The organism is Rhodanobacteraceae bacterium (genome assembly GCA_024234055.1).
Lineage (GTDB): Bacteria > Pseudomonadota > Gammaproteobacteria > Xanthomonadales > SZUA-5 > JADKFD01.
Map to the genome: position 1 here is coordinate 1 of JACKOW010000015.1, position 26,404 is coordinate 26,404.

The window sequence follows — 26,404 nt, forward strand, 5'->3', positions numbered from 1 at the left end:
CTTGGCGTACAGCTCGCGCAGCAGGTTCATGCGCCGCGCCACTTCCTCCGGATCAGGGCCGGTATCGACCGTGGTGGTCTCCTCGTCCTCGGTGGCGGTGACGTCGGCATCGTCGTCGTCATCGGCGTCCTCGGCGTCGTCGAGCACTTCTTCAGCGGCTTCTTCGAGGTTGGCCTGTTCCAGATCGGCAAAGCCGATGACGATTTCGGCCAGGCGCTTGCCGCCTTCCAGATGCACATCGTAGTCGTCGAGCAGGATCTGCACCGACCACGGGAAACTGGCAAGCGCATGCTGGACCTGAACCAGGCCTTCTTCGATGCGCTTGGCGATGGCGATTTCGCCCTCGCGGGTGAGCAGCTCCACGGTACCCATCTCGCGCATGTACATGCGCACGGGGTCGGTGGTGCGGCCGACATCGCCATCCAGCGCCGACAGCGCGGCCACGGCTTCTTCGGTGGTGTCTTCTTCCGGCGCAGGCGCCGGGGTTTCAGGCACGATCGTACTTTCGGTATCCGGTGCAACTTCATGCACCTCGATACCCATGTCGTTGATCATGCTGATGATGTCTTCGATCTGCTCGGGATCGACGATGTCGTCCGGCAGAATGTCGTTGACTTCAGCGTAGGTCAGATAGCCCTGTTCCTTGCCTTTGACGATCAGCAATTTCAGTTCGGACTTCTGATCCTGGGGCGGAGCAAGCTGATCAGGATTTTCCATGCGCAATGGGCCCGGAGGAATGAGGGTGGGAAGAGGAACCCGGCAGTCTAACAGAAGACCGTAATGGCGCCTAGCAAGTTTCACCTTCAGGTGCAATAGAGTTGAGGCGTTCAGCGGAGCCTTAGAAAGGTGGGGCGTGCCGCGATGCCCAACGATCTCGCAAGCAAGGTGAAACGCAAAACGTGAAACGTCAATCAGGGGCGGGGTGGCCTGCAACCAACGTGCCCGGTCGTGAGCAAGGTGAAACGTCAGACGGAAAACGTCAATTCAAGGCCGGCTAACGCTCTGCCCATGTCCCGTGTCCCGCTTCCGCCGCTCCTCTCCCTCCACGCGCTTTCGGCACATCAAGGGACGCTCAGCGCGCCGTTAACCAGAAAGTGACCGGGCCATCGTTGACCAGGTGCACTTGCATATGGGCACCAAAGCGCCCGGTTGCAAGCGTGGACACCCGTGATCGAGCGGAATCGACCAGATAATCGAACCAGCGCCGACCATCTTCCGGGCTGGCAGCCGGCGTAAAGCTGGCGCGCATGCCCTTCTGGGTATCGGCCGCCAGCGTGAACTGCGATACCAGCAACAACTGGCCATCGATATCGCTGAGCGAGCGGTTCATCCGGCCTTCGGCGTCTTCGAAGATGCGGTAACCGAGGATGCGTTCGAGCAGGCGATCAGCCTGCGCCTGGCCATCGGCCTTCTCCACCGCCACCAGCGCCAGAATGCCGCGACCGATGGCACCGACGGTTTCGCCGGCGACCTCGACATGGGCAGAGGAGACACGTTGGATCAGGGAGATCATGGGCTGCGTGCGACGACGGGTTGCGGGAGCCGCGCATGTTAGGCGGGAAGGCAGGGGCGTGAAAGGTGAACGGTGAAAGAGCGGCCAATCTTGAGGCACGCATCGGAGTCCTGTGGGAGCGGACTTTGTCCGCGATCGGGTTGGCCGTTCGATCGAGCTGGCCCGATCGCGGCTGAAACCGCTCCCACAGGGGCTGTCGACACTCCTTGGTGTTTCCTCGGCGTTCTTCGTGTCCGGCGTCTGACCAGACCCTGCCTTTGGACAGGATCGTCGCTATGCTGATCGGATGACCGACCGATTGCCCCCCCGGACGCCGATGGCCGCCCGACTGACTTTCGCGCTGATGTGGCTGCTGGGGCGCCTGCCATTGGCTGCCCTGCATGGGCTGGGTGCGGGGCTGGGTCGCGTGTGGCTGGCCATCGGTGCCCGCGAGGCGCGGGTGGCTGCGACCAACCTGGCACTGTGTTTTCCCGAGCAGCGGGACGACCAGCGCCACCGTCTGTGCGCTCGGTGCATGGGTGAAACCGGCAAGACCGCCGCCGAACTGTGCTGGCTCTGGACCCGTGACGCGACGGCGGTCAATGCCCGCATTCGCGTAGTGGAAGGCGAATCACTGTTTCTGGACGCGCTGGCATCCCGGCGGGGCGTGTTGATCGCGGCGCCGCATCTGGGTGCCTGGGAGGCGCTGAATCTCTATCTCAGCCGGACCGCACCGGTGGCCATCCTCTATCGTCCGCCGCGACAGGCCTGGGTGGAGACACTGATCAATCGCTGCCGCGGACGCTTTGGTGCCGAGCCGGTGCGTGCCGAAGCGGCCGGCGTGCGCATCTTGTTGAAACGGCTGAAGGACGGTGGCGTGGTCGGCATTCTTCCCGACCAACAACCCAAAGTGGGCGAGGGCGAGTTCGCGCCGTTTTTCGGCCAAAGCGCACTGACCATGAGCCTGTTCACCAAGCTGGCCACGCGCACCGGGGCCAAGGTGTTGTTTGCCTGGGCCGAGCGCTTGCCGGCCGGCGCCGGATTTGCGGTCCGGTTTCTTGATCGCGGCCCGGTAGCGGACGCGGCGGCCATGAACACGATCATTGAGGAACTGGCGCGTGGCGCACCGGCGCAGTACCAATGGACCTACAAACGTTTCGGGATTCAACCCGACGGTGGCGAATCACCCTATCGTCAGCGCTGAAGCATCGGCATCGCCGAGTTGTACTCGGCGCCTTTCAGCCACCCCGCCAGATGCTGCAAGAGCGCCGAGTGCAACTCGGCGATCCAGATAGCGCGCGGCAGGGCCAAGCCACGTCGTTGTTCAGGAGCGCCTTTTGCGTTCCTGGCGGACACATGCATCTCTATCAGTCACGTGAAGAATCCTCGTTGAAATCGCCCCGGTTGAAGTGTGGGCGTACCGTCACCACAACGGATCCACCGATGTCATCAGCGGGCCACTAGACTTGGCTCATTCATCAGGCTGGGCTGCCCATGCACGACGACCACACTTTCCTGCTCTATGCGGTGATCTTTCTCGCCGCGACGGTGTTCATGGTGCCCTTGAGCAAGCGGGCGCGCCTGGGTGCGGTGCTGGGCTATCTGATTGCCGGCGTGATCATCGGCCCGCAGGCATTGGGGCTGGTCGCGGATCCGGAACTGGTGCTGACCTTCTCCGAGATCGGTGTAGTCATGCTGCTGTTCCTGCTCGGTCTGGAGCTGTCGCCACAGCGGCTGTGGATCATGCGCCGGCTGCTGTTCGGCCTGGGCGCCTCGCAGATGGGGTTGGTCACGGCCTTGCTGGCAGGTGCCGGATTGATGATGGGGCTGCCGCTGGCGGCTGCGGTCATCGCCGGCTTCGGACTGGCGCTATCGTCCACCGCCTTCGGCGTGCAGATCCTGTCCGAGCGCTCGGAGCTCACGGCCGACCATGGCCGCGCCTCCTTCGGCGTGTTCCTGTTCCAGGATCTGGTGGCGGTGCCGGTGCTGGCGCTGATTCCGCTGCTGGCGGCGGGAGAAGTGGTGCAAGCCAGCCGACCGGCCTGGCAATCCATCGGTATCGTCATCGGCAGCATCCTGGCGGTGGTCGTCGCCGGCCGCTATCTGCTGCGTCCGGTATTCCGGGTGGTGGCGGCGACCAAACTGGTCGAGGTGTTCACGGCGACCTCGCTGCTGGTGGTGCTCGGCACCGCGCTGCTGATGCAGAAGGCGGGTCTTTCGATGGGACTCGGTGCCTTCCTCGCCGGCGTGCTGCTGGCCGATTCCGAGTACCGGCACGAGCTGGAATCGCATATCGAACCCTTCAAGGGCCTGCTGCTGGGCCTGTTCTTCATGGGCGTGGGCATGAATCTGGATCTGGCCCTGCTCGCCGCCAAGCCGCTGCTGGTGATGGGTCTGGTGCTGGGCGTGCTGTCGCTGCAGGTCAGCGTCATGTGGGCGGTGGGTCGCGCTTTTCGCTACAGCAACCGCGCCAGTCTGCTGCTGGCGGCGCTGCTGGCATCGGGCGGCGAGTTTGCCTTCGTGGTCTTCGCCACCGCCGAGAAATCGCGACTGCTGAATCCTGAGCTCGCAGGTCTGCTGAATCTGGTGGTGGCGCTGGCGATGGCATTGACGCCGATGTTGGTCCTGGGACTGGCGGCGATGACTGATCGTCACGCCCGCAAGGCCGAGCCGGAACGTCCTTTCGACGAGATGCCCGATGAAAAGGTCGAGGTGGTGATCGCCGGATTCGGTCGCTTCGGGCAGATTCCAGGCCGCGTGCTGGCGGCGCAGAAGATTCCGTACACGGTGATCGAGCCGTCCTCGGAACAGGTCGATTTCAGCCGCCGCTTTGGTTCCAAGCTCTATTACGGCGACCCGGCGCGCCCGGAGATTCTCCGGGCCGCGCGCGTCGGCGAGGCCAAGGTGTTCATCCTCGCACTGGACGATCCGGAACACTCGGTGCGCGTGGCCCGGGTCGTACGTCGGCTGTATCCCCAGGTGCGAATCCTGGCGCGCGCCCGCAACCGCCAGCACGCCTTCAAGCTGATGGATCTGGGCATTGAATCAATTGTCCGCGAGACCCTGCATTCCAGCCTGGCGGTCACCCGGCAACTGCTGGAAGAACTCGGGCTGGACGCCACCACCGCCGCCGATCGCGTCGAGCGCTTCGTGGCTTTCGACGAGCAGCTGATGCAGGAGCAGCATCTGGTCTACGACGACGAATCGGCGATCATTCAGGGCGCCGAACAGTCGCGCAAGGACCTGGAAGCCCTGTTCGAGGCCGGCAGCAGCAGCTACCGGGAGCGCTGAGCAGACGCGCGGCAGCGCCGACCTGTGGGAGCGGATTCATCCGCGACAGGTCTGACTGGAACCCCGGGGAAAAGAAGGACGCGAAGGGCGCGAAGGAAAAGCAGAAAGGTCGCGAAGGAGATCCACCTGGGGGATGGTCTGATATACCTGTGGCAGCAACCGACAAGAGGATGGAGCAGACTGGGCTGGCCTGAGGTTGATGGCCAAGCGGACCTTCCAACAACACTGCTTTTCTTGCTCGCTCTTCTTTCTGCTTTTCCTTTGCGTCCTTCGCGTCCTGCTCTTTCGGGGGAACTCAGCCGGGCCGATCGCGGATGAATCCGCTCCCACAGCAGGGCGTGCTCCCACAGTAGAGCGGGCTCCCACAGCAGGGCGGGCTCTCACAGCTGAGCGGGCTCCTACGGGGCTGGGCAATCTGCTGGCTCAGCGCTCGCGCCGGTACATGATGTCGGTGCGCAGCACGTATTGGTTGCCACGCAGGACTGGCGCGCCTTCGTGGGCGCGGTCGTGCATGAACACCAGGGCCATGCCGGTTTGCGGTCTGATGGTCAGGGGCTCGGCATTCAGCGGGTAAAAGCGCGTCTCGCCACCGTCGAAGTCTTCGTTCAGGTAGACCATCAGCGTCATCCAGCTCATCTCGTCGGCTGAGCGGCGATAGCTGCCGTCGCGGTGAATGGCAAACTGCTGGCCCTGCCGGTAGCGATAGAAGCGAAAGCGTTCGTTCAGGCCAACTGCCCGCCAACGCCCGAAGCTCTGCAGTTGCAGGTTGCGGCAGCGAGTCCACCACAGTCTGGCCAGTTCGGGATCGTCGCGGATCAGGCGCTCGTTGTTGCGCACTTCCGCTACCCGCTGCGGCCCGGAAGGCGTGTGGATCGGAGCGGGTCGGAAGCCGCTGGCCTCGCTCAAGGCGATCCACGAGGCGCACTCGCTGGGGCTCAGGAACTGGCGGGCGACAAAGATGTCCGGGCGATTGCGTACGTCCTGCCGGATCGGCGCTGCCACGTCCACGGTGATCTCCTGCTTGATGACGATGACCACTACAACGCCGGGTGCCCGGAGCGCGTGCCAGGGCGAATGCAGAAGTTGCCAATCGCGTCACACCTGGCCGCCGACTTGCTGCGCTCCGGCTATCCTTCGGCTCCTGCAACCACGGAAGACGCCCTACATGGCACTGGCTGACCGATTGCTCGATCTCGCCCGCGCGCTGGACGCCCCGGTGCGCTGGCTGGGAGGCCTGCTGGCCCTGTTGGTATTGCTGCTGGTACTCGCCGGCTTCGCCGTGGTGCTGCTGCGCTATGGCTGGGACTGGTCGCAGCCGTGGTTGCGCGAGACCGTGCTGGCCTTGAACGCAGCGATCTTCCTGCTGGGCGCAGCCTATGCCCTGCAGCGCGACGAGCACGTGCGCGTGGATGTGCTCTCCCGGCACTGGTCGCCGCGCACACGCGCCTGGGTGGAGTTGCTGGGCATGCTCGGCGTGGTCCTGCCCTTTGCGATCTTTATCGGGGTGTACAGCCTCGACTACGTCTTGCACAGCTGGCGCATCGGCGAAAGCTCCAGTGAGCCCGGCGGTCTGCCGGCACTGTGGTTGCAGAAATCGCTGATCCTGGGGATGGCGATCACCCTCGGGCTGCAGGCGCTGGCCCGGGCTGCGCGCTTCGGCGCCCGGATCGCCGCTGCTGACGACGCGGAGCACAGCGCATGACCTTGGCTGCCGGTCTGGCCATTGCCCTGTTCGTGTGCCTGGCGCTGAGCCTGTTGCTGGGCTTGCCGGTCGCATTCACCCTGGCCGGGGTGTCCTTGATCTTCGCTGGCATCGGCATCCTCACGGGCAGTTTCGATGCCAGTTTCCTCGAAGCATTTCCGAACCGCGTGTTCGGCATCATGGGCAACGAGACCCTGCTGGCGGTGCCCTTGTTCGTGTTCATGGGCGTGATGCTGGAACGCTCGAAGATCGCCGAACGCCTGCTGACGGCGATGGCCGGCTTGTTCGGTTCGCTGCGCGGCGGCCTGGCCATTTCGGTGCTGCTGGTCGGCGCCGTACTGGCCGCCAGCACCGGCATCGTCGGCGCCACCGTGGTGACGATGGGCCTGATCGCGCTGCCGACCATGCTGCGCGCCGGCTATGACCCGCGCATTGCTGCCGGCACGATCTGTTCGTCTGGCACGCTGGGTCAGATCATTCCGCCCTCGATCATTCTGGTGCTGCTTGGCGATGTGCTCGGCAATGCCTACCAGAAGGCCCAGCTCGGCATGGGTGTGTATGCGCCCAAGACCGTGTCGGTGGGCGATCTCTTCGCCGGGGCGATGCTGCCCGGACTGGTGATGGTCGGCGGCTATCTGGTTTACCTGATCGCGGTCGCCTGGCTGCAACCGCAACGGGCACCGGCGCTGCCGCCGCAGATGCGCCAGAAGCCCGGATGGCGCACGTTGCTCGGCGCGCTGCTGCCGCCGCTGCTGCTGATCGTGGCCGTGCTCGGGTCGATCATCGGCGGTCTGGCCACGCCCACTGAAGCGGCGGCGATCGGCGCCGTCGGCGCGCTGCTGCTGGCGGCGAGCGCGCGCGAGCTGAGTCTTGCGGCATTGCGAGAGACCGCCGAGCGCACCGCGCTGATCACCAGCATGGTCTACATGATCCTGATCGCCGCGGCGCTGTTCTCGCTGGTCTTCCGCGGTTTCGGCGGCGACGATCTGGTGCACGAGATGCTCACCGGCATGCCGGGCGGCGTACTCGGCGCCCTGATCATCGTCAATCTCACGGTCTTCCTGCTGGGCTTCCTGATCGACTTCATCGAGATCATCTTCATCGTGGTGCCGCTGGTGGCACCGCCCTTGCTGGCGCTGGGCGTGGATCCGGTCTGGCTGGGCGTGGTGCTGGCCATCAACCTGCAAACCTCCTTCCTGACCCCGCCCTTCGGTTTTGCCCTGTTCTACCTGCGCGGCGCGGCACCCAGGGAGTTGGACACGGGTGCGATCTATCGCGGTGTGCTGCCCTTCATCGCCATCCAGTTGTTGATGCTGCTGGTGCTGGCGCTCTTTCCCGGATTGGCGACCTGGCTGCCGGCGCAGATGTAGCTTGGCAGGAGGGGCACGGGAAACGGGGCAAGGGGCACGGGAAAAGCGAGGGTGGCCGGTGCTCTTGTAGGTCCAGACTTGTCTGGACCTACAAGAGCCGAGTCCCGAGTCCCGACAACCGACAACCGAGAACCGACAACCGACAACCGACAACCCCGTGCCCTCGTGCCCTCGTGCCCAGCGTGGCATGCTTCGCCCGACCCAGGGAACCAATACGCACCCCAGCCATCCAATCGCCGCACGGCTGCATCGCGCTCTTCCCTTTTCCTTTTTCCCTTTCCCCTTTTCCCGCCCCCAAATGACTGAACAAGAACTGCTGGCCAAGACCTGGTTTTACCGCTTCCCCTTGCCTTCGGGCGCGGTCACGTCGAGTTATCACGAGGGCTCACTCGATGAGGTGCACACCACCCGCGTGGACATGATGGGGCGGGCGCTGCGGGAGCATTTCGGCGATCAGCCGATTGCCAGTGCGGTCGATCTGGCCTGCCACCAAGGCTGGTTCTCGTGGCAACTGACCGAGCATGGGGTTGGGCGCGTCACTGGCATCGAGCCGCGCGATGAACATGTGGCCGACGCGCGTGCGGTGACCGCAGCGATGGGGCTGTCTGAGCGCATCACCATCGAGCAGTGCGATGTGCACGACACCACGCCGGAGCGCTTCGGTACGCATCCGCTGGTGCTGTGTTTCGGGCTGATCTACCACCTGGAAAACCCGATCGGCGCGCTGCGTCGGGCTCGCGCGCTGACCGCGCCCGGCGGGCTATGCCTGGTCGAAACCCAGGTGGTGCCGGGCATGCGCGGCTTTGTCGACTGGGGCAATTACCGCTTCGTGCGCCCGCTCAAGGGCAGCTTCGGCATCATCGATGAAATGGAGGAAACCCACGCCGCCGAGGCCTCGACCACCGGCATCTGCCTGGCGCCCGATACTGATGGCCTGCTATGGATCCTGCGCAATATCGGCTTCAGGGATGTCGCCCTGGTACCGCCACCGGCGAATGGCTACGAGCAGCACCTGTACGGCAAGCGCGTCATGGTCCGGGCGATCGCGGCGTAGGGCGGATCCTTCGCCGCTCTTGTAGGTCCAGACTTGTCTGGACGCTTCTGATGTCTGTGGGAGTGGGCTCTGCCCGCGATACGCTCTTCGCATCAACGATGCCGATCGCGGGCAGAGCCCGCTCCCACAGCGCTGCCAATCTGGCGGAATACGCGTCTGTTCTCGTGGGTCCAGACTTGTCTGGACGCACTTCGCGAATCGGCCAATGGCGGCATCCGCCGATGCTGGCCGGCGGAATCCGCCTTCGAATGCTATCGCTCTTGCCGGCAGGGTCGCGGGCGGGTTCCGCCCTACGTCAGCTTCGGCTCCATCCAGGCGCGCAGATCGCGGATCTCCTCGGCACACACCGAATGCGGCATCGGGTAGCTGTGCCAATCCACCGGGCAGCCGGCGGCCTTGAGCCAGTCGCGGCTCATCGCGCCCAGGGATTCAGGCACCACCGGATCATGCTTGCCGTGGCCCATGAAGATCGGCACCGACAAACTCGGCTTGGCGGCTTCGGCCGGGAAGGTCTCGTGCAGCGGCAGATAGGTCGACAGCGCGATCATGGCCAGCAAGGGCTCGTTGCGACGCAATCCCGCCGCCAGGGTGATCGCGCCGCCCTGCGAGAATCCGGCCAGGATGATGCGTTCGGCCGGGATGCCGCGGGCATTCTCGCGGGCGATCAGCTGCTCAATGGCGGCGATCGAGGCGCGAATGCCAGGGCCATCCTGTTTATGGGCAATGTCCACACCGCCGATGTCATACCAGCCGCGCATGCGCATGCCGCCGTTGACGGTGATCGGCCGCACCGGGGCGTGCGGAAAGATGAAGCGCAGCGGTGGCCATTGGCGCCCGACCAGCTCCGGCACGATCGGCTCGAAGTCGTGGCCATCCGCTCCCAGGCCGTGCAGCCAGATCACGGCATGACGCGGCAGCGAGCCGGTTTCCATCTCCAGGGTTTCCAGCAGATCCGACACAGGCAGTTCCAGCAGCAGGGAAAGCGGCGATTCTGCCGCATCTGCGGCGATGGCATCACCCCGGGAACGCCTGCACCGCGTACTCGCACCTATACTGCCCACCATCCCGAACCGGATGGCCCGCATGCACTCATCGCTTTCTCGTCTGCTGATTCTCGGTTTGCTGCTGCTCGGCCTCGCCGCCTGCGGCAGCAAGGGTCCGCTGGTGCCCGCTGATCAGGCCCCGGCCAAGACGGAGCCGCCGGCCCAGTGAGCCGCCTTCGCTTTACCAAGATGCACGGCGCCGGCAATGATTTCGTGATTCTGGACCGCCTGGCCGGCGCGCCCTTCCCCGACGCGGCGCTGGCGCGGCGGCTCGCGGACCGTCACGCCGGTGTGGGCTGCGACCAGATCATGGTGATCGAGCCTGCGCTCGATGCTGGGCATGCCTTTCGCTACCGCATCCTCAACGCCGATGGCTCGGCCGCCGGCCAGTGCGGCAATGGCGCTCGCTGCGTCGCCGCCTACCTGCGTCAGCATCACGGTCTGGCCGAGGGCGCCCTGCTGGACAGCCCGGGCGGCTCGGTGGCCGTGCACTTTCTCGCTGGCGGAGAAATCGAACTGGCGCTCGGTGTGCCGCGCCTGAATCCGGAAGAGGTTCCCTTCGTTGCCGAGCAGCCGTCGACTCGCCATGAACTGGAGGTGCTGGGTCGGCGTGTCAGCATTGCCGCCCTGTCGATGGGGAATCCGCATGCGGTGCTGCAGGTCAGCGAGGTGGCCTCGGCGCCGGTGGCTGAACTCGGCGCGGCCATCGAGCGCCATCCGCGCTTTCCGGATCGCGCCAACGTCGGTTTTGTGGAGATCGTCGATCGCAAACACGTGCGCCTGCGGGTCTGGGAACGGGGCGTCGGCGAGACCCTGGCCTGCGGCTCGGGTGCCTGCGCCGCGGTGGTCGCCTTGCGTCTGACCGGGGCCGTGGATGAGCAGGTGGCGGTCGATCTGCCCGGCGGACGATTGCAGGTGCGCTGGTCAGGCCCCGGCACACCGGTGTATCTCAGTGGTCCGGCCATTACCGTTTTCGAGGGAGAATTTTGCCTGTGAGCGACTATCTGGATATGAACCCGGATCATGTGGCCGGATTTCTGCGCCGCCACGCCAACTTTCTCGCCGACTACCCGGATCTGGCCCTGGCGCTGGTGATGCCGCGTGCCGCCGGTGCCGCCACGTCTCTGACCAACTATCAATTGGAAGTGCTGCGCGAGAAGAACCGTTCACTCAGCCACCGTCTGCGCGATCTGGTCACGGTGGCGGAAGAGAATCAGGCGCTGGTCGGCCGAGTGCATCAACTGGCATTGCGCCTGCTGCGGGCGGGCAGTTTCCGCGACACCGTGCTGGCGGTGGCGGCCAGCCTGCGCGAGGATTTCCATACCGATCTGGTGCGGGTGTGCCTGACCGGGCTGCCGCGACTGCAGATCGACGAACCCTGGCTGATCGAAACCGATCCGAATGCAACGGCCCTCACGCCCTTTGCTGATCTGCGTGCGCAAGGCGAGCCAGTCTGCGGTCGATTGCGGGCGGAGAAGCTGGAATTCCTGTTTGGCGAGCTGTCCGACGAGGTGGCATCAGCGGTGGTCCTGCCCTTTGGCGCGGCAGGGTTTCTGGGTATCGGCAGCGCCGACGCCAATCGCTTTCACCCTGGCATGGGCACGGTGTTTCTGCGTCAGATCGCGGAACTCATCGAAACCGCGCTGGTGGCGGCGGCGGCGCGTTAGCGCCACCATCTGCCAGTGACCGACAGCGCCTCCTCGCCTGAGCCGAGTCTGCCGACCCACTGGTCGCAGACCATCGACGATTTTCTGGCGCATCTGGCGGTCGAGCGCCGGCTGTCGCCGCGGACCATCGGCACCTATCGCCAGCAGCTCAGCGACGTGGCGCGGGCATTGGTGCAGGCCGAGGCCAGTGACTGGCCGAGTGTGCGCAAGGATCAGATCCGCGGGGTAATCACGCTGGCCCACCGCCGCGGACTGGCGCCGCGCAGTCTGGCGCTGATGCTGGCCGCGGTGCGCAGCCTGTATCGCTGGTTGCGAGAGACTCGGCATCCGGATCTGATCAATCCGGCGCAGAGCATCAAGCCGCCCAAGCTGGGCAAGCGCCTGCCGGCAGTGCTTGATGCCGATGCGGTCACCCGTCTGGTCGAAATCCCGGAAGATGAGCAGCTGTCGACCCGCGATCGTGCCCTGCTGGAGCTGTTCTACTCCAGCGGATTGCGCTTGTCGGAAGTCGCCGGCTTGCGCTGGGGCGAACTGGATCTGGATGACGGCAGCGTGCGCGTGCTGGGAAAAGGCGCCAAGACCCGCATTGTGCCGGTGGGCTCAAAAGCACTCGAAGCGCTGCGCGCCCTGGCCTCCGAGCACGGATCTGCGGCCGCGCAGCCGGTCTTCGGCAATGGCCGCGGCGGCGCCCTCAGTCCGCGCGGCATCCAGGCCCGGGTGAAGCATTGGGCCCAGAAGCAGGGCATCTGGCAGCGCGTGCACCCGCATCTGCTTCGGCATTCCTTCGCCAGCCATCTGCTCGAATCCAGCGGCGATCTGCGCGCCGTGCAGGAACTGCTGGGCCACGCCGACATTGGTACCACCCAGGTCTATACCCACCTCAACTTCCAGCACCTCGCCGAGGTCTACGACCGCGCCCATCCGCGGGCGAAGCGGCGCTGAGAGCGGGTTGTCGGTTGCTGGTTGCGGGTGCCAGCCAGAGCCGGTTCTGGTGGTTCGTGTCGGTGCCGGCAAGAGCCGACTGCAGCCTGTGGTGGGTCCTGACTTGTCTGGACGCTTCTGACTGTGGGAGCGGACTCTGTCCGCGACGGTCCAGCCAATACCCCGCGGCCCCGGATCGCGGCTGAAGCCGCTCCCACAGAAGGCGAGAACCGACCGCCAACACCCGCTCTTTCTGACAACCAGCAACCAGCAACCACTCACGCTTCCGGAAACGCGCTCTTCATGAATTCCGGCATCGCCAGCGCGCCGCGGTGGATATCGACGTTGTAGTAGCGGGTCTCGAACTTCTTGGTGGCCGCTCCGCGCTCGCGGAAGCTGTTCAGGTCGATGCCCTTGCGCGCCATGGTGCAGCTCCACCAGCCCGAGGGATAGCAGGGCTGCGGGAAGCACAGCGTGCGCAGGAAGCCGAAGCCGGCGCCCTTCATCTGGGTGCGCATCGCGGTGATCAGCGGCAGATGCACCAGCGGTGACTCGCTTTGCTGCACCAGAATGCCACCCGGGCGCAGGGCCTTCAGGCAGGACTGGTAGAAGGCGCGATTGAACAGGCCTTCGGCCGGGCCGACCGGATCGGTGGAATCGACGATGATCACGTCCAGCGTGTCAGCCTCGTGTTCGGCCATGTACTTGATGCCGTCGCCGAACATCAGCTTGGCGCGCGGATCGCCATTGGATTCGCACAGTTCCGGGAAATACTGCTCGGCGAGCCGGGTCACGCGCTCGTCGATATCGCACTGGACGGCCTCTTCGACCTCCTCGTGCTTGAGCACTTCGCGCAGCGTGCCGCAGTCGCCGCCACCGATGATGACCACGCGCTTGGCCCGCGGATGGGTGAACAGCGCCGGGTGCGACATCATCTCGTGATAGAGGAAGTTATCGCGGGTGGTCAGCATCACACAGCCGTCGATCACCATCAGGTTGCCCCAATCGGTGGTTTCGTAGATGTCGATGGTCTGAAAGGGCGTCTTCTCGGAGTGAAGCAAGCGCTTGATCTTGAAAGAGATGGCGGAATTCGAGCCGGCGTGGGCCTCGGAGTACCAGTTGTCATCCAGAATGTGCATCGGCGGCGCTGCCTCGACGGGCTGTGGTCATGTCAGACCGGCGATTCTAGCCGGGATTCGTGCCGGGCTGGTTGTCGGGCTTCGATTGCGCTGTCGGTGGGGCGATACGGGGCATGGGGCAGGGGGCACGGGGCAGGGGAAGAGCGGGGGCTCGCGGCTGCTTTTGTGGGTCCAGACAAGTCTGGACCCACAAGAGCCGGCGTCATTGCTTCCCCCGGATTTGATCCGGGCGAAGCAATCCAGACGCACGGTCGCAAGCTTCTGGATTGCTTCGTCACTCCGTTCCTCGCAATGACGCCAGCCTTTCCCCTTTCCCCTGCCCCCCAGCCCCCTGTCCCCGGGTCCCCCGCGCCCCCCGCGCCGCGTGCCCCCGGACTTTCGTCACACGCGCGCGGCGCGGCTTGCGCCTATCCTCCAAGCCCCGCGCGTACACCGGAGACCCCCTTGAACTCTCGCATCGTCCTGGGCCTGGCCCTTGTCGCGGCGCTTGCACCGCTCTCGGCCTCGGCCGAATCGCGCCTGCTGCGCTATCCCGATGTGTCTGCCAGCCAGATTGCCTTTGTGCATGCCGGAGACATCTATACCGTGTCGCGCAGTGGCGGTGCGGCCACTCGCCTGACTTCACATCCGGGCCTGGATCTGTTTCCCAAGTTCTCGCCGGATGGCCGCTGGATCGCCTATTCAGCCGAGTATTCGGGCACGCGCCAGGTCTGGGTGATAGCGGCCGACGGCTCGGCCCCGCCGCGGCAGCTGACCTTCTATTCCGACATCGGGCCGCAGCCGCCGCGAGGTGGATTCGACTACCGCGTACTCGACTGGACCCCGGATGGCCAGAACATCGTCGTTCGCATGAACCGGCTGGCTTTCGATGATCGCGCCGGTCGGCCCTATCTGGTGCCCTTTGCGGGGGGCATGGAACAGCCGATGCCGGTGCCGGAAACCGGCGGCGGCATGCTCTCGCCGGATGGCAACAGCTATGTCTACACGCCGATAGACCGCGAGTTCCGTACCTGGAAGCGCACCCGCGGCGGCCGCGCTCAGGATGTCTGGGTATACGACCTCAAGAACAATGATTCACGCCGCCTGACCGATCATCGCGCCACCGACAATCAACCCACCTGGGTGGGCGACAGCGTCTATTTCACCTCCGATCGCGAGTACACGCTGAACCTGTGGAAGGTGTCGCCGCAGGGAGGCGAAGCCACCAAGGTGACCGATTTCCGGGATTTCGACGTGCTCTGGCCGAGCGCGGGCAGCGATGCCATCGTCTTCGAGCAGGCTGGTGGCCTGTGGCTGTACACGCCGGCCGACAATCAGACTCGCCAGGTCTCGGTGACCATCAGCGGCGACTCGCCGGCGATGCTGCCGGCGATCAAGAATGTCGCCGGACAGATCGACAGCGTCGATCTCTCCCCCAAGGGCGAGCGCGCGCTGATTGCCGCCCGCGGCGAGCTCTACACCGTGCCGGCCAAGGACGGTGAGATCCGCAATATCAGCTACACACCCGCGGCGCGCGAAATCAGCGCCAGTTTCTCGCCCGATGGCCAGCAGGTGGCCTATCTGTCGGATGCCAGCGGCGAGTACGAGATCTATGTGCGGCCCTCGGATGGCAGCGGTGCGGCCCGGCGCGTGACCCAGGACGGCAGCATCTGGCGCTTCCCGCCGGTGTGGTCGCCGGATGGCAAGCGCATGGCCTACGGCGACAAGCTCAATCGGCTGCGGGTGGTCGACATGGCCAGCGGCCGCACGGTGGATGCCGATACCGCCACCATCGGCAATGAGATCACCGACTACGTGTGGTCACCCGACAGCCGCCATCTGGTCTACGTGAAGACCGATGCCACCGGTCTGCAGCGGCTCTGGCACTACGCCGTCGATGGCCGTGCCACGCAGCTGACCCAGGGCCAGTTCGACGCCGCCAATCCGGCCTTCGATCCCAAGGGGCGCTATCTGTATTTCCTGTCCAACCGCGATCACAACCTGAGTTTCTCCAGCTACGAATTCAACTATCTCTACACCAACGCCACCCGCATCTACGCCGCCACGCTGGCGGCGGATGGCCCGGCGCTGGGGCTGCCCAAGAGCGATGAGATTGCCAAGTCAGACGCTGGCGCGTCGCCCAAGGAGGAAAAGCCGGAAAAGAAGGCCGACAAGCCGCTGCGCTTTGACCTGGCAGGCTTTGATGACCGGGTCACGGCGCTGGAAGTGCCGGCTGGCAGTTACGCTGGCCTCGGCGCCAACGGCCGCGGCGTGTTTTTCGTGGCGGTGGACAACCCTCAGGGTGGTCCCGGTGAGCTGCGCTTCTATGATCTTGATGCGGCGAAGGTCTCGACCATCCTCAAGGGCATCGTCGGCTACACCCTGTCAGCCGACGGCGAGAAAGTGTTGTTCCGGGCGCCACCGAACAAGATCGGCATCGCCGAGGCCAAGCCCGATCAGGACAGCAGCAAGACGCTGGATCTCAGCCACCTCGAACAGCGCATCGATCCGCGGGTGGAATGGGCGCAGATCCTGCGCGATGCCTGGCGCATCTGGCGCGACTGGTTCTATGACCCGGGCATGCACGGTAATGACTGGGAAGCGGTTTACCAGAAGTACGCGGCTCTGCTCCCGGGCGTCACCCACCGCAACGATCTCGACTTCCTGATCAACGAGATGGCTGGCGAACTCAATGCCGGACACATCTACGTGGATCGGGGTGATGAACCGCAGGTGGAGCGCAAGGCCGGCGGTTTCCTGGGCGCCGAGATCGCGGCCGACGCCTCTGGTTATTTCCGCATCACCAAGATCTATCGCGGTCAGAACTGGTCCGAGGGCTTCCGCTCGCCGCTGACCCAGCCGGGCGTCCAGGTCAATGAGGGCGAGTACATCGTTGCGGTCGACGGGCGCCCCAGCAACTCGGTGCAGAACTTCTACCAGCTGCTGGAGAACAAGGCCGGACGACTGGTGGAACTGACGGTCAATGACAAGGCTGACAGCGCTGGCGCCCGCAAGGTGCTGATCAAGGCCCAGAGCAGCGAGGAGGGCTTGCGCTATCTGGATTGGGTGGCGGCCCGCCGCGCCCTGGTTGACAAGCTCTCGGGCGGGCGCATCGGCTACATCCATCTGCCGAACACCTTGTTCGAAGGCAATCGCGAGCTGTTCAAGCAGTTCCCCAGCCAGATCGACAAGGACGCGCTGATCATCGATGACCGCTACAACGGCGGCGGATTCATCCCCGATCGCATGATCGAAATACTGGCGCGCAAGCCGTTGAATTACTGGAAGCGTCGCGGTCTGGAGCCGCAGGCGCAGCCGCTGCTCTCCCATCGCGGTCCCAAGGCCATGCTGATCAACGGCCAGTCCTCGTCCGGTGGTGATGCGCTGCCCTTCTACTTCCGTGAGCTCAAGCTCGGCACCCTGATCGGCACACGCACCTGGGGCGGCCTGATCGGCGTCTCCGGCAATCCCGGACTGGTCGATGGCGGCACCATCACCGCCGCCACCTTCAGGTTCATGGACAAGAACGGCAACTGGGCGGTCGAGAACGAAGGCGTCAGCCCCGACATCGAGGTCATCGACGCACCGCATCTGCTCTCGCAGGGGCGCGATCCCAGCATCGAGAAGGCGGTGGAAGTGCTGCTGGCCGAGCTTGAGAAGAACCCGTTGCCCGAGATCAAGGCGCCGCCGGCGCCGAGTGATTTCGGCCAGCCCGGGCAGCCGCTGGAATGATTCGCGCTGGTGCCGCCGCAGGGACAAGTATCGGCCTGCGGCGGCGGGCCCGGCGCCACCGCGGAAAGACAATGAATTACCAGATGCGCGGCAGCGGCCGAACTCCAACTGTTCTAAGCTGGTGGTCGGTCGTACAACACAGGGCGGGCAATGGGATTCTTTGATTTCTTCAAGTCCGGTAACAAGCAGGAGCAAGATCGCGCTCGCGATGCCTTGGTCGGCCTGGATATCGACACGGCCATTGCTGCGCATGAGAACTGGAAGGTACGACTGCGCACTTTTCTCGACGGAAATTCGACGGAAGATCTGCGGGCCGATGTGATTTGCCGTGATGACCGGTGTGATCTCGGGAAATGGATACACGGTCCTGGTGGTGAGAAGTTGCGGCATTACGCGGCCTTCGGCGAACTAAAGGCAACCCACCGTCTGTTTCACATGCAGGCGTCGTCCGTGATCATGCAAGCCAAGTCAGGTAGTCGTGATGCGGCAGAAAAGTTGCTGCAAGAGGACTACAGCAGGACCTCGGCTTCCATTATTCGGGGTCTGAATGATCTCAAGCTGCTGTCGACGCCCCGCTAACTGCAAGGGATGGCGCCCGGGAGATTGTCACGTAGGCCGGATCCGCGCGCCAGCTATTCCCGGTCTTTGCCGTAGCCAGCAAGCGCGCGGCGTCCGGCAGGCTCGGCCGCGGCCGCCGGCGCGAACAAGCCTTGCGCAAGATGCGATCCGCGGCGCGCCGGAGCCGCGCTACGCCAGGAACACAGTGTTCGCCATGAGCCTACAGGCAGGTCCAAACCCACTAAAGCTCTCGAGGCTCGGCCCTGGCGCCCTCGGCTTCAGGGACATCCCGCCCCCAGCGGCGTGGTCAGCCGGGTCAGATTGATCCGGCCTTGGCCGTAGCCCGGCTGGATCGATTGGTAATCGATAGCCAGGCTGGTGCAGCCGCTGCCCGACAAACGCGCCGTGCCCCAGGGCTCCAGACGCACCGCAGCAGGGTCGAAAGCGCTACCGTAGAAAGTACCAACGGGTCGGCTCAGGTTGGCGAAGACCAGGTCGCCGCCGTCGCTGCTGCCCTCGCCGATGATCCAGGCTGGCTCGCCATCGGGGCGGAAGCTGAACCAGACCAGGAAGGCGCGGCCGTCATCCTGCACCTGCAGGAACAGTCCTCGACCAGGCTTGTCTGGCTCGAACCAGGCCCCGCTCCAGCGCGCGAAGGGCGACACGCCGAGCGCCGGCAACTGGCCGGGGCAAACGGCGGCGCCGACGCGGGTCAGCCGTTGCAGGGGGCGTCGGGAATCAGCGAAAGGCGCGGGCGCCTGCACCCGTTGCTCGCCGACCCCGCAGGCGGTGAGCGCGGCATCGAAGCGGCCTAGCGGCAGTGCCTGCAGCGTGCCCGGGTCAAAGTCGGCGCCAAAGCGGCCACCCTTGCGCCCTTCCATCGCATCGACCACCAGATTGTTGTCGATGACCCGCCCCAGCCCGGTAAACCAGGCCTGATCAGCGCTGCTGCCTGGGGAGGGGAAGGTGAAAGCCGTCACCGTGACCCGAACGGCGTCCAGCGCCTCGATCAGATAGCCCTCGCCTGATCGCGCCGGGTCATACCAGAGACCGCTGACGCTGGCATCGATGGGCGCCGCCGGATCATTGCGTGGTCGCAGCGTGGCGCTGAGCGGCCCCGGTTGGTAATTCGGATCAAAGCGGCAGGCGCCAAGCTGGGCGTTGGCACTGCGCTCGCGATTGCAGCTGGCCTGGATCGCCAGCGCATCCGGTTGCGGGCCGCCGTCGATCCAGTCGGTCAGCGCCTCGAATCCGCCCAGTACCTCGGCATCGCTGTAGTCGCAATGGCTGGGATTGGATTCGACCACGAAGGCACGGCTCCACTGGTTGGCGGGCAGCTTGCCTTCCAGTGCATGGGCGTGTGCCGCCACCACCAGGCCATCGCCCGAGGTGTGGGTGGTCAGCACCTTGGCGGTACCAACCTGACCCAAGGGCTGAAAGAAGCGCTTCAGGTCCAGGCTGGCAAAGACATCGGCATCGAGCCGGCGGATATCGCGGTCGATGATCGGATCGGGATAGACCACCCGGCGCGTGGAGATCGCCGCGCGTTCGCCGATCTTGGCCGGGTCACGGTAGAGATCGCCGAGGCCGTAGGTGGCGTAGAACATGTTCTCGAGGAAAAACTCCGGATCCACCCCGGTGGCGCGCTTGATCCGGTCGAAGCGCTCGTTCATGCCGTTGGTCACCAGCCAGTTCGGCAAACCGTAACCAGTGCACTTGGCGATACGCAGCGCCAGCTCACCGCCGCCGCTGAGGGTGTTGTAGTCGTCCAGATCGCTGGCCTTGAGGATGTACGGGAAGGCGTCGTCGCCGCGAGGCAATTCGCCGGCGGTGACGTTGTTGCAGGCGGCGTCGTAGGTCAGGCGCAGATCCAGCGCCTGCTCCCAGACTCGGCTGCCCGCCAAAGGGGCGCAGATCGCATACACGCCCGCCACTGGCACGCCGAGATCGCCCTGCTCGGCCTGCTGCATGGCCACCAGCCCACCGAGCGAACCGCCGCTGGCAATGATCGAGCCGGGCCGGCCAAAGCGAGCCGTGAAGGCTTCGACCAGCTCCCGGTGATCGCGGCGCGTCTGGAACAAGGCCCAGCCGCGCTGGCTGTAGCTGGACGCAGCGATGGCATAGCCCTTGGCCAGAATGCGCTGGCGCAAGGGCAGGGGCCCCAGGCTGGGCTCGGTGTCGATGGGCTCGATGTCATAGCCGTGATTGATCAACACCAGTCGACCGCCCGGCAGCCAGCCATCCGGAATCTGGGCGATGAAGTAGGCCCCGCTGGCCGTCTGTCCGCGCTGTTCGACCACCGCCTGAGCAGCGCCGGCGCAGAGCAGAAGGGTACAGAGCAACAAGCGAACAGTCGTATTCACGCCAGTACCTGCAGAAAAGACCGATCGAGCATAACCCCGGCATCGTGAAGCCAGCCCGGATGCCCTGCGCAGGGTTTGCGGTGCGATCGGCAGCGCGACGACCCATCATTGAGGGAGATCGCGGCCAGAAGCTGGACGCAGAGAACGCGAAGGAAAAGCAGAGAGAGCGCGAAGAAGAGCATCCATCTCTTGCAGATGCCGTGAGGAGGGGTGTGCAGCGCTACCTGGATAGCTTCGTCGCTGCGCTCCTAGCCCGCATTTCTCACACCTGTTGCGGAAGATCGCGCAGGGCTTTGCGACTAGCGCAAGGCGCGACGACGAGGAATGGTGATTCCATTGCGAGGAGGAGCAACGCAGCGATAGTCGCAAAGAACCAGCGAGGTCCGCAAAGCGGGCAGATGCAGCCAAACACTCTGTGACTGGCGCGTGTCTCGGAATCGCCTTGTACCACTAGAAGATTGGGGGCATCTGCTCGCGCAGGTGTGAGAAATGCGGGCGTGCGCTCTGCAAGCTGCACGCGATCCGAGTTGGCATGAAGCCGACCCACGAAGCCAATGGCATGGCAGTGGTAACCGAGTCTTGCGTGCGCGACCGGTAACGGCGGGTACGAAGCGTAGACAGGAATACACAGAGGTATGAGGTTGAACCCCGAAAATTTCATCGTCGAAGGTGCCGAGGGCTACGCCCGAGTTCCGCAGGCCACACGATCTGGCGAAATGCCTGACCCAGATCGACCTTCCGGGGGCATGGGCTCGTATCGAGGTGTACAGGATTGGTGTGGAACAGAGGAGATCCCGGTGTCACCACAGGGAAGTGGGCACCCGGCACAAGGCAAGAACCGAGTGCAGGGGGGTCAATGGCATGGGGAAGTCGGATGTCGTCGTAGTAGTGATGAAGCCTGCGAAGTCGCAGTTTGGCGAGTGGGTGGAGCGAAGGGCGGCACCGAGCAGGGATCCTGCGGGAGGGAACGATGGGCCGCACGCTGAGGTGGGAACCCATCTGCCCAAGACTTCGGCGGGTGCAGGAGAGGGCGCGAGCCCATCCGGAGGAACAGTTCACGTCGCTGGCCCACTTGCTCGATGAGGGCTCGTTGTTGCGTGCTTACCGCGGTTTGCGGGCGGACGCGGCAAAGGGCATCGATGGCGAGAGCAAGGCCAGCTATGGAAAAGGATTGGCGGCACGGCTGCAGCAACTGCATGAGCGACTGCGCACGGGTCAGTACCGAGCGCAGCCGGCGAAGCGCGCGACGATCAAGAAAGCGGATGGCAGCGACCGGCCGTTATCGATCTGGTGCGTGGAGGACAAGGTCGTACAAGGCGCGGTGACCGAGGTGCTGAACAGCATTTTCGAAGCCGACTTCCGAGGGCTGAGCTATGGCTTCAGGCCGCAGCGCAGTGCGCATATGGCCTTGCAGGCGGTGCAGACGGTGCTGCAGAAAGGACGCGTGAACTGGGTATTGGACCTGGATCTGAAGCAGTGTTTCGATCGCATCGAGCACGAGGCATTGCGACAGGCAATCAGGCGCAGGGTGACCGATCGCAGTCTGTTGCGACTGATCGACAAATGGCTGACGGTCGGGGTGGTGGAGCAGGATGGCAAGCGGACACGGCAAACGTGCGGCACGCCGCAAGGGGCGCCGATTTCCCCGCTACTGGCGAACATCGTGCTGCATGAGGCGATGGACGAGGTGGTGGTGGAATGGCGTCGGACAGCGGCGCGCGGCGAGGTGTACATGGTGCGCTATGCCGATGACGCAGTCCTGATGTTCGAGCATGAGGAGGATGCGGTAGCGCTGCGAGCGGTACTGGAGACGAGTCTGGCGCGCTACGGGCTGGAGATGAATGTGGCCAAGACCCGCTTGCTGGGTTTCGGCCGCACACCGCCGGGCGGGGGCAAATCCGGGAGTTTCGACTTTCTCGGGTTCACGCACATCGCCGGCCAGGATCGCCAGGGCCGCTATCTGGTGCGACGTCAAACGATGGCGAAGCGCTTCCGGCGCAGCCTGACGCTCGCCCGTGAGTGGTGCCGCGCGCACCTGCACGATCCCTTGCGCACACAGTGGGCTGAACTGAGTGCCAAATTGAAAGGCCACTACGCGTACTACGGCGTGCGCGGCAACATGGATGCGCTCAAGCGTTTCCGAGCCGCGGTGCGAGCGATCTGGATCAGTGTGCTGATGAAGCGCAGTCAGACGTCTCGTCTCCCCGTCGTAGTGGCGCTGGTCGACACTCACTTCGCGCTGCCGACTCCCCGCATCACCCACCCGGATGATTGGCTCCCGGTCTCGCCGGGTTACCTGCTTGGAAGAGCCGGATGCGGGAAATCCGCCCGTCCGGATCTGTGAGGGCGAAAGCCTGTAAAGGTTTAGCTACTCGACGTGCGCTCTGCAAGCTGCACGCGATCCGAGTTGGCATGAAGCCGACCCACGAAGCCAATGGCATGGCAGTGGTAACCGAGTCTTGCGTGCGCGACCGGTAACGGCGGGTACGAAGCGTAGACAGGAATACACAGAGGTATGAGGTTGAACCCCGAAAATTTCATCGTCGAAGGTGCCGAGGGCTACGCCCGAGTTCCGCAGGCCACACGATCTGGCGAAATGCCTGACCCAGATCGACCTTCCGGGGGCATGGGCTCGTATCGAGGTGTACAGGATTGGTGTGGAACAGAGGAGATCCCGGTGTCACCACAGGGAAGTGGGCACCCGGCACAAGGCAAGAACCGAGTGCAGGGGGGTCAATGGCATGGGGAAGTCGGATGTCGTCGTAGTAGTGATGAAGCCTGCGAAGTCGCAGTTTGGCGAGTGGGTGGAGCGAAGGGCGGCACCGAGCAGGGATCCTGCGGGAGGGAACGATGGGCCGCACGCTGAGGTGGGAACCCATCTGCCCAAGACTTCGGCGGGTGCAGGAGAGGGCGCGAGCCCATCCGGAGGAACAGTTCACGTCGCTGGCCCACTTGCTCGATGAGGGCTCGTTGTTGCGTGCTTACCGCGGCTTGCGGGCGGACGCGGCAAAGGGCATCGACGGCGAGAGCAAGGCCAGCTATGGAAAAGGATTGGCGGCACGGCTGCAGCAACTGCATGAGCGACTGCGCACGGGTCAGTACCGAGCGCAGCCGGCGAAGCGCGCGACGATCAAGAAAGCGGATGGCAGCGACCGGCCGTTATCGATCTGGTGCGTGGAGGACAAGGTCGTACAAGGCGCGGTGACCGAGGTGCTGAACAGCATTTTCGAAGCCGACTTCCGAGGGCTGAGCTATGGCTTCAGGCCGCAGCGCAGTGCGCATATGGCCTTGCAGGCGGTGCAGACGGTGCTGCAGAAAGGACGCGTGAACTGGGTATTGGACCTGGATCTGAAGCAGTGTTTCGATCGCATCGAGCACGAGGCATTGCGACAGGCAATCAGGCGCAGGGTGACCGATCGCAGTCTGTTGCGACTGATCGACAAATGGCTGACGGTCGGGGTGGTGGAGCAGGATGGCAAGCGGACACGGCAAACGTGCGGCACGCCGCAAGGGGCGCCGATTTCCCCGCTACTGGCGAACATCGTGCTGCATGAGGCGATGGACGAGGTGGTGGTGGAATGGCGTCGGACAGCGGCGCGCGGCGAGGTGTACATGGTGCGCTATGCCGATGACGCAGTCCTGATGTTCGAGCATGAGGAGGATGCGGTAGCGCTGCGAGCGGTACTGGAGACGAGTCTGGCGCGCTACGGGCTGGAGATGAATGTGGCCAAGACCCGCTTGCTGGGTTTCGGCCGCACACCGCCGGGCGGGGGCAAATCCGGGAGTTTCGACTTTCTCGGGTTCACGCACATCGCCGGCCAGGATCGCCAGGGCCGCTATCTGGTGCGACGTCAAACGATGGCGAAGCGCTTCCGGCGCAGCCTGACGCTCGCCCGTGAGTGGTGCCGCGCGCACCTGCACGATCCCTTGCGCACACAGTGGGCTGAACTGAGTGCCAAATTGAAAGGCCACTACGCGTACTACGGCGTGCGCGGCAACATGGATGCGCTCAAGCGTTTCCGAGCCGCGGTGCGAGCGATCTGGATCAGTGTGCTGATGAAGCGCAGTCAGACGTCTCGTCTCCCCGTCGTGGTGGCGCTGGTCGACACTCACTTCGCGCTGCCGACTCCCCGCATCACCCACCCGGATGATTGGCTCCCGGTCTCGCCGGGTTACCTGCTTGGAAGAGCCGGATGCGGGAAATCCGCCCGTCCGGATCTGTGAGGGCGAAAGCCTGTAAAGGCTTAGCTACTCGACTAGCAATGACGCATCAACAACCTACGATATGGACTCTCCATGAACCCATGTCGTAAGTCGTTGATTTGCTTCGTTCACCTGTAGGAGCGCCCTTGCGGCGCGACCGCTGCTTCGGACGTGCGGCTTGCCGGTCGCGACGCGAGGTCGCTCCCACAGGCGGGTTTGTGGTTCATGGCCGGTGGGCAGTTTCGGGCCGAAACAGGTGGCTCGCAATGACCAAGGTCCAATAGATCCGAACTGCTCTGGACGCACTCGCTCCGGTGTGCTGAGCGCCTCCAGACAAGTCTGGACCCACTACAGCCCTCACCCATTAGCCTTTCCCGTGCCCCGTGCCCCGTGCCCCGTGCCCCGTGCCCCGTGCCTCGTGCCTCGTGCCCCGTGCCGTGCCCCGTTGCCCCTTTTCACAGCCGCACGCTTGCACTGCAAGGGCCTCTGGCCTTAACTTCGCGCCTCTCAGTGTCAGGTTCCCTTCTGCATGCGCTTTCAGCACGTCGCCATCGCCTCCGTCGCCCATGTCGACGCTCCCAACCGTTTGTCTTCGGCAGAGATCGTCTCGCGCCTGCTGCCGTCGATCGAGCGGCTGGGCTTGCGCACCGATCTGCTCGAAGGCGTTGCCGGTATTGATGCGCGCCGGGTCTGGGATGAGGGCACCGTACCTTCGGATGCGGCCGCGCTGGCGGCCGAGAAGGTGCTGGCGGAGACCGGCATCGAACGCGACAAGGTGGGCATTCTGGTCAACACCTCGGTCTGCCGCGACTTTCTGGAGCCGTCGACGGCCAGCATCGTTGCCGGCAAGCTCGGTCTGCCGGAGCAGTGCCGCAACTTCGACGTGGGCAATGCCTGTCTGGCCTTCCTCAATGGCATGGATATCGCCGCGCACATGATCGAGCGTGGTGATATCGAATACGCCCTGATCGTCGATGGCGAATGCAGCCGCTACATCACCGAGAAAACCATCGAGCGCCTGAGTCATCCCAGCGTCACGCCGGAACAGTTCCGCGACGAGTTTGCCTCGCTGACCCTGGGCTCGGGTGGCGTCGCCATGTTGCTGGCGAACGCCGATCTCTATCCCGACGGTCACCGCTACCTCGGCAGCGTGTCGCGCTCGGCCACGCAGTTCTCCAAGCTCTGTGCCGGCAACATCGACCGCATGGTCACCGATACCAAGACCCTGTTGATCGAGGGCCTGAAACTCGCCGGCAAGACCTTCGGCGCCGCGCGCCAGATGTTCGGCTGGGCGGTGGGTGAGATCGACGAGTTCGTGATCCATCAGGTCAGTCGGGTGCACACCGAAGAGCTGGTCAAGCTGCTCGGCATCGATCCGCGCAAGGTACTGACCATCTTCCCGGAATTCGGCAACATCGGCCCGGCCTCGCTGCCCACCGCGCTGAGCAAGCTCAAGGACACCGGCCGCCTGGTCAAGGGCAAGCGCGTGGCGCTGCTGGGCATCGGCTCCGGGCTGAACTGCTCGATGGCGGAAGTGGTTTGGTAGAGCAGCAAAACGTAAAATGTAAAACGTCAATGCGGCAGTAGGGATCCTGGGGGAAGCGCCGTGCCCGCAATGGCGGCCAAAATGGTTGCGGGCAAGGAAGACATCGAAGGTCACAGCCAGCGCTATGGGCGAGGTGGCTGACGCCGCTGGTGGCCAACTGGTCCCACCTGGAAGGGTCGTCGCACAAATCGCTGCTGCGACGTTGCAGTCCTCCGCTTCCTGGTATCGGCTACGACCTTCGGACTGCGCCTGGCCGTAAGCGATTTTGACTCACAACGCGGCTCACGGAATTTGCTCAGACGGTCCCACGAGCGCCGCTTTTGCCTTGTTGACCTTTTACGTTT

Annotated in this window: 20 protein-coding genes; 13 read left to right on the top strand and 7 right to left on the bottom strand. The window is 64.5% G+C overall.

Features of this window, described 5'->3' with window-relative positions:
• On the bottom strand, nt 1-717 hold a 717-nt coding region (locus H7A19_17910), incomplete at its 3' end, for an RNA polymerase sigma factor RpoD (protein MCP5476708.1).
• Nucleotides 718-1,072: 355 nt separating this feature from the next.
• A complete protein-coding gene (locus tag H7A19_17915; GenBank protein MCP5476709.1) occupies nt 1,073-1,513 on the bottom strand; it encodes a D-tyrosyl-tRNA(Tyr) deacylase in 441 nt (146 codons plus the stop codon).
• A gap of 316 nt (nt 1,514-1,829) precedes the next feature.
• On the opposite strand from H7A19_17915, the gene H7A19_17920 reads away from it, so the two are divergent.
• Entirely contained in the window at nt 1,830-2,696 is an 867-nt protein-coding gene (locus H7A19_17920; GenBank protein ID MCP5476710.1) for a lipid A biosynthesis acyltransferase, read from the top strand.
• Nucleotides 2,697-2,986: 290 nt separating this feature from the next.
• Nucleotides 2,987-4,783 carry a cation:proton antiporter gene (locus H7A19_17925; GenBank protein MCP5476711.1) on the top strand — a complete coding sequence of 599 codons (1,797 nt, stop codon included), beginning with the start codon at nt 2,987-2,989 and terminating at the stop codon, nt 4,781-4,783.
• 423 nt (nt 4,784-5,206) lie between these two features.
• On the opposite strand, the gene H7A19_17930 is transcribed toward H7A19_17925, so the two are convergent.
• Nucleotides 5,207-5,821, bottom strand: a complete 615-nt coding sequence (locus H7A19_17930; protein ID MCP5476712.1) for a 2OG-Fe(II) oxygenase — start codon at nt 5,819-5,821, stop codon at nt 5,207-5,209.
• A 127-nt stretch (nt 5,822-5,948) separates the two neighbouring features.
• Between H7A19_17930 and H7A19_17935 the strand changes: the two genes are divergently transcribed.
• The 3 genes from H7A19_17935 to H7A19_17945 all read left to right on the top strand — a co-directional run bounded on the left by H7A19_17935 (nt 5,949) and on the right by H7A19_17945 (nt 8,909).
• The gene (locus H7A19_17935; GenBank protein ID MCP5476713.1) at nt 5,949-6,485 is read left to right on the top strand and encodes a TRAP transporter small permease subunit; all 537 of its coding nucleotides are present in this window, start codon (nt 5,949-5,951) and stop codon (nt 6,483-6,485) included.
• A 2-nt stretch (nt 6,486-6,487) separates the two neighbouring features.
• A complete protein-coding gene (locus H7A19_17940; protein ID MCP5476714.1) occupies nt 6,488-7,855 on the top strand; it encodes a TRAP transporter large permease subunit in 1,368 nt (455 codons plus the stop codon).
• Between the two features lie 298 nt (nt 7,856-8,153).
• On the top strand, nt 8,154-8,909 hold the full coding sequence (locus H7A19_17945) for a class I SAM-dependent methyltransferase (protein MCP5476715.1): 756 nt from the start codon (nt 8,154-8,156) through the stop codon (nt 8,907-8,909).
• Nucleotides 8,910-9,199: 290 nt separating this feature from the next.
• On the opposite strand, the gene H7A19_17950 is transcribed toward H7A19_17945, so the two are convergent.
• Entirely contained in the window at nt 9,200-9,841 is a 642-nt protein-coding gene (locus H7A19_17950; protein ID MCP5476716.1) for a dienelactone hydrolase family protein, read from the bottom strand.
• Between the two features lie 300 nt (nt 9,842-10,141).
• Here H7A19_17950 and dapF point away from each other — a divergent pair, with 300 nt between their 5' ends.
• From dapF to H7A19_17965, 3 genes are read left to right on the top strand one after another with little or no spacing between them, the layout of a single operon-like run.
• On the top strand, nt 10,142-10,948 hold the full coding sequence (gene dapF / locus H7A19_17955; GenBank protein MCP5476717.1) for a diaminopimelate epimerase: 807 nt from the start codon (nt 10,142-10,144) through the stop codon (nt 10,946-10,948).
• 14 nt (nt 10,949-10,962) lie between these two features.
• Complete coding sequence (locus H7A19_17960) at nt 10,963-11,619, top strand: DUF484 family protein (GenBank protein MCP5476718.1); 657 nt, start codon at nt 10,963-10,965, stop codon at nt 11,617-11,619.
• Between the two features lie 48 nt (nt 11,620-11,667).
• On the top strand, nt 11,668-12,561 hold the full coding sequence (locus tag H7A19_17965; GenBank protein MCP5476719.1) for a tyrosine recombinase XerC: 894 nt from the start codon (nt 11,668-11,670) through the stop codon (nt 12,559-12,561).
• Between the two features lie 257 nt (nt 12,562-12,818).
• Here H7A19_17965 and speE read toward each other — a convergent pair whose 3' ends face one another.
• Nucleotides 12,819-13,679, bottom strand: a complete 861-nt coding sequence (gene speE, locus H7A19_17970) for a polyamine aminopropyltransferase (protein ID MCP5476720.1) — start codon at nt 13,677-13,679, stop codon at nt 12,819-12,821.
• A 291-nt stretch (nt 13,680-13,970) separates the two neighbouring features.
• On the opposite strand from speE, the gene H7A19_17975 reads away from it, so the two are divergent.
• Together H7A19_17975 and H7A19_17980 are read left to right on the top strand one after the other, a co-directional pair.
• Entirely contained in the window at nt 13,971-17,390 is a 3,420-nt protein-coding gene (locus tag H7A19_17975; protein ID MCP5476721.1) for a PD40 domain-containing protein, read from the top strand.
• Nucleotides 17,391-17,540: 150 nt separating this feature from the next.
• The gene (locus tag H7A19_17980) at nt 17,541-17,969 is read left to right on the top strand and encodes a CZB domain-containing protein (protein ID MCP5476722.1); all 429 of its coding nucleotides are present in this window, start codon (nt 17,541-17,543) and stop codon (nt 17,967-17,969) included.
• A gap of 257 nt (nt 17,970-18,226) precedes the next feature.
• Here the strand turns inward: H7A19_17980 and H7A19_17985 are convergent, their stop codons facing one another.
• Together H7A19_17985 and H7A19_17990 are read right to left on the bottom strand one after the other, a co-directional pair.
• Nucleotides 18,227-20,311 carry a hypothetical protein gene (locus H7A19_17985; GenBank protein MCP5476723.1) on the bottom strand — a complete coding sequence of 695 codons (2,085 nt, stop codon included), beginning with the start codon at nt 20,309-20,311 and terminating at the stop codon, nt 18,227-18,229.
• Between the two features lie 262 nt (nt 20,312-20,573).
• Nucleotides 20,574-20,972 carry a DotU family type IV/VI secretion system protein gene (locus H7A19_17990; GenBank protein MCP5476724.1) on the bottom strand — a complete coding sequence of 133 codons (399 nt, stop codon included), beginning with the start codon at nt 20,970-20,972 and terminating at the stop codon, nt 20,574-20,576.
• Nucleotides 20,973-21,329: 357 nt separating this feature from the next.
• Between H7A19_17990 and ltrA (H7A19_17995) the strand changes: the two genes are divergently transcribed.
• The 3 genes from ltrA (H7A19_17995) (at nt 21,330) to H7A19_18005 (ending at nt 26,060) form a co-directional block, all read left to right on the top strand.
• The gene (ltrA, locus tag H7A19_17995; GenBank protein MCP5476725.1) at nt 21,330-22,655 is read left to right on the top strand and encodes a group II intron reverse transcriptase/maturase; all 1,326 of its coding nucleotides are present in this window, start codon (nt 21,330-21,332) and stop codon (nt 22,653-22,655) included.
• Nucleotides 22,656-23,209: 554 nt separating this feature from the next.
• Entirely contained in the window at nt 23,210-24,535 is a 1,326-nt protein-coding gene (gene ltrA / locus H7A19_18000) for a group II intron reverse transcriptase/maturase (protein ID MCP5476726.1), read from the top strand.
• Between the two features lie 508 nt (nt 24,536-25,043).
• Complete coding sequence (locus H7A19_18005; protein ID MCP5476727.1) at nt 25,044-26,060, top strand: 3-oxoacyl-ACP synthase III; 1,017 nt, start codon at nt 25,044-25,046, stop codon at nt 26,058-26,060.
• Nucleotides 26,061-26,404 lie beyond the last annotated feature (344 nt).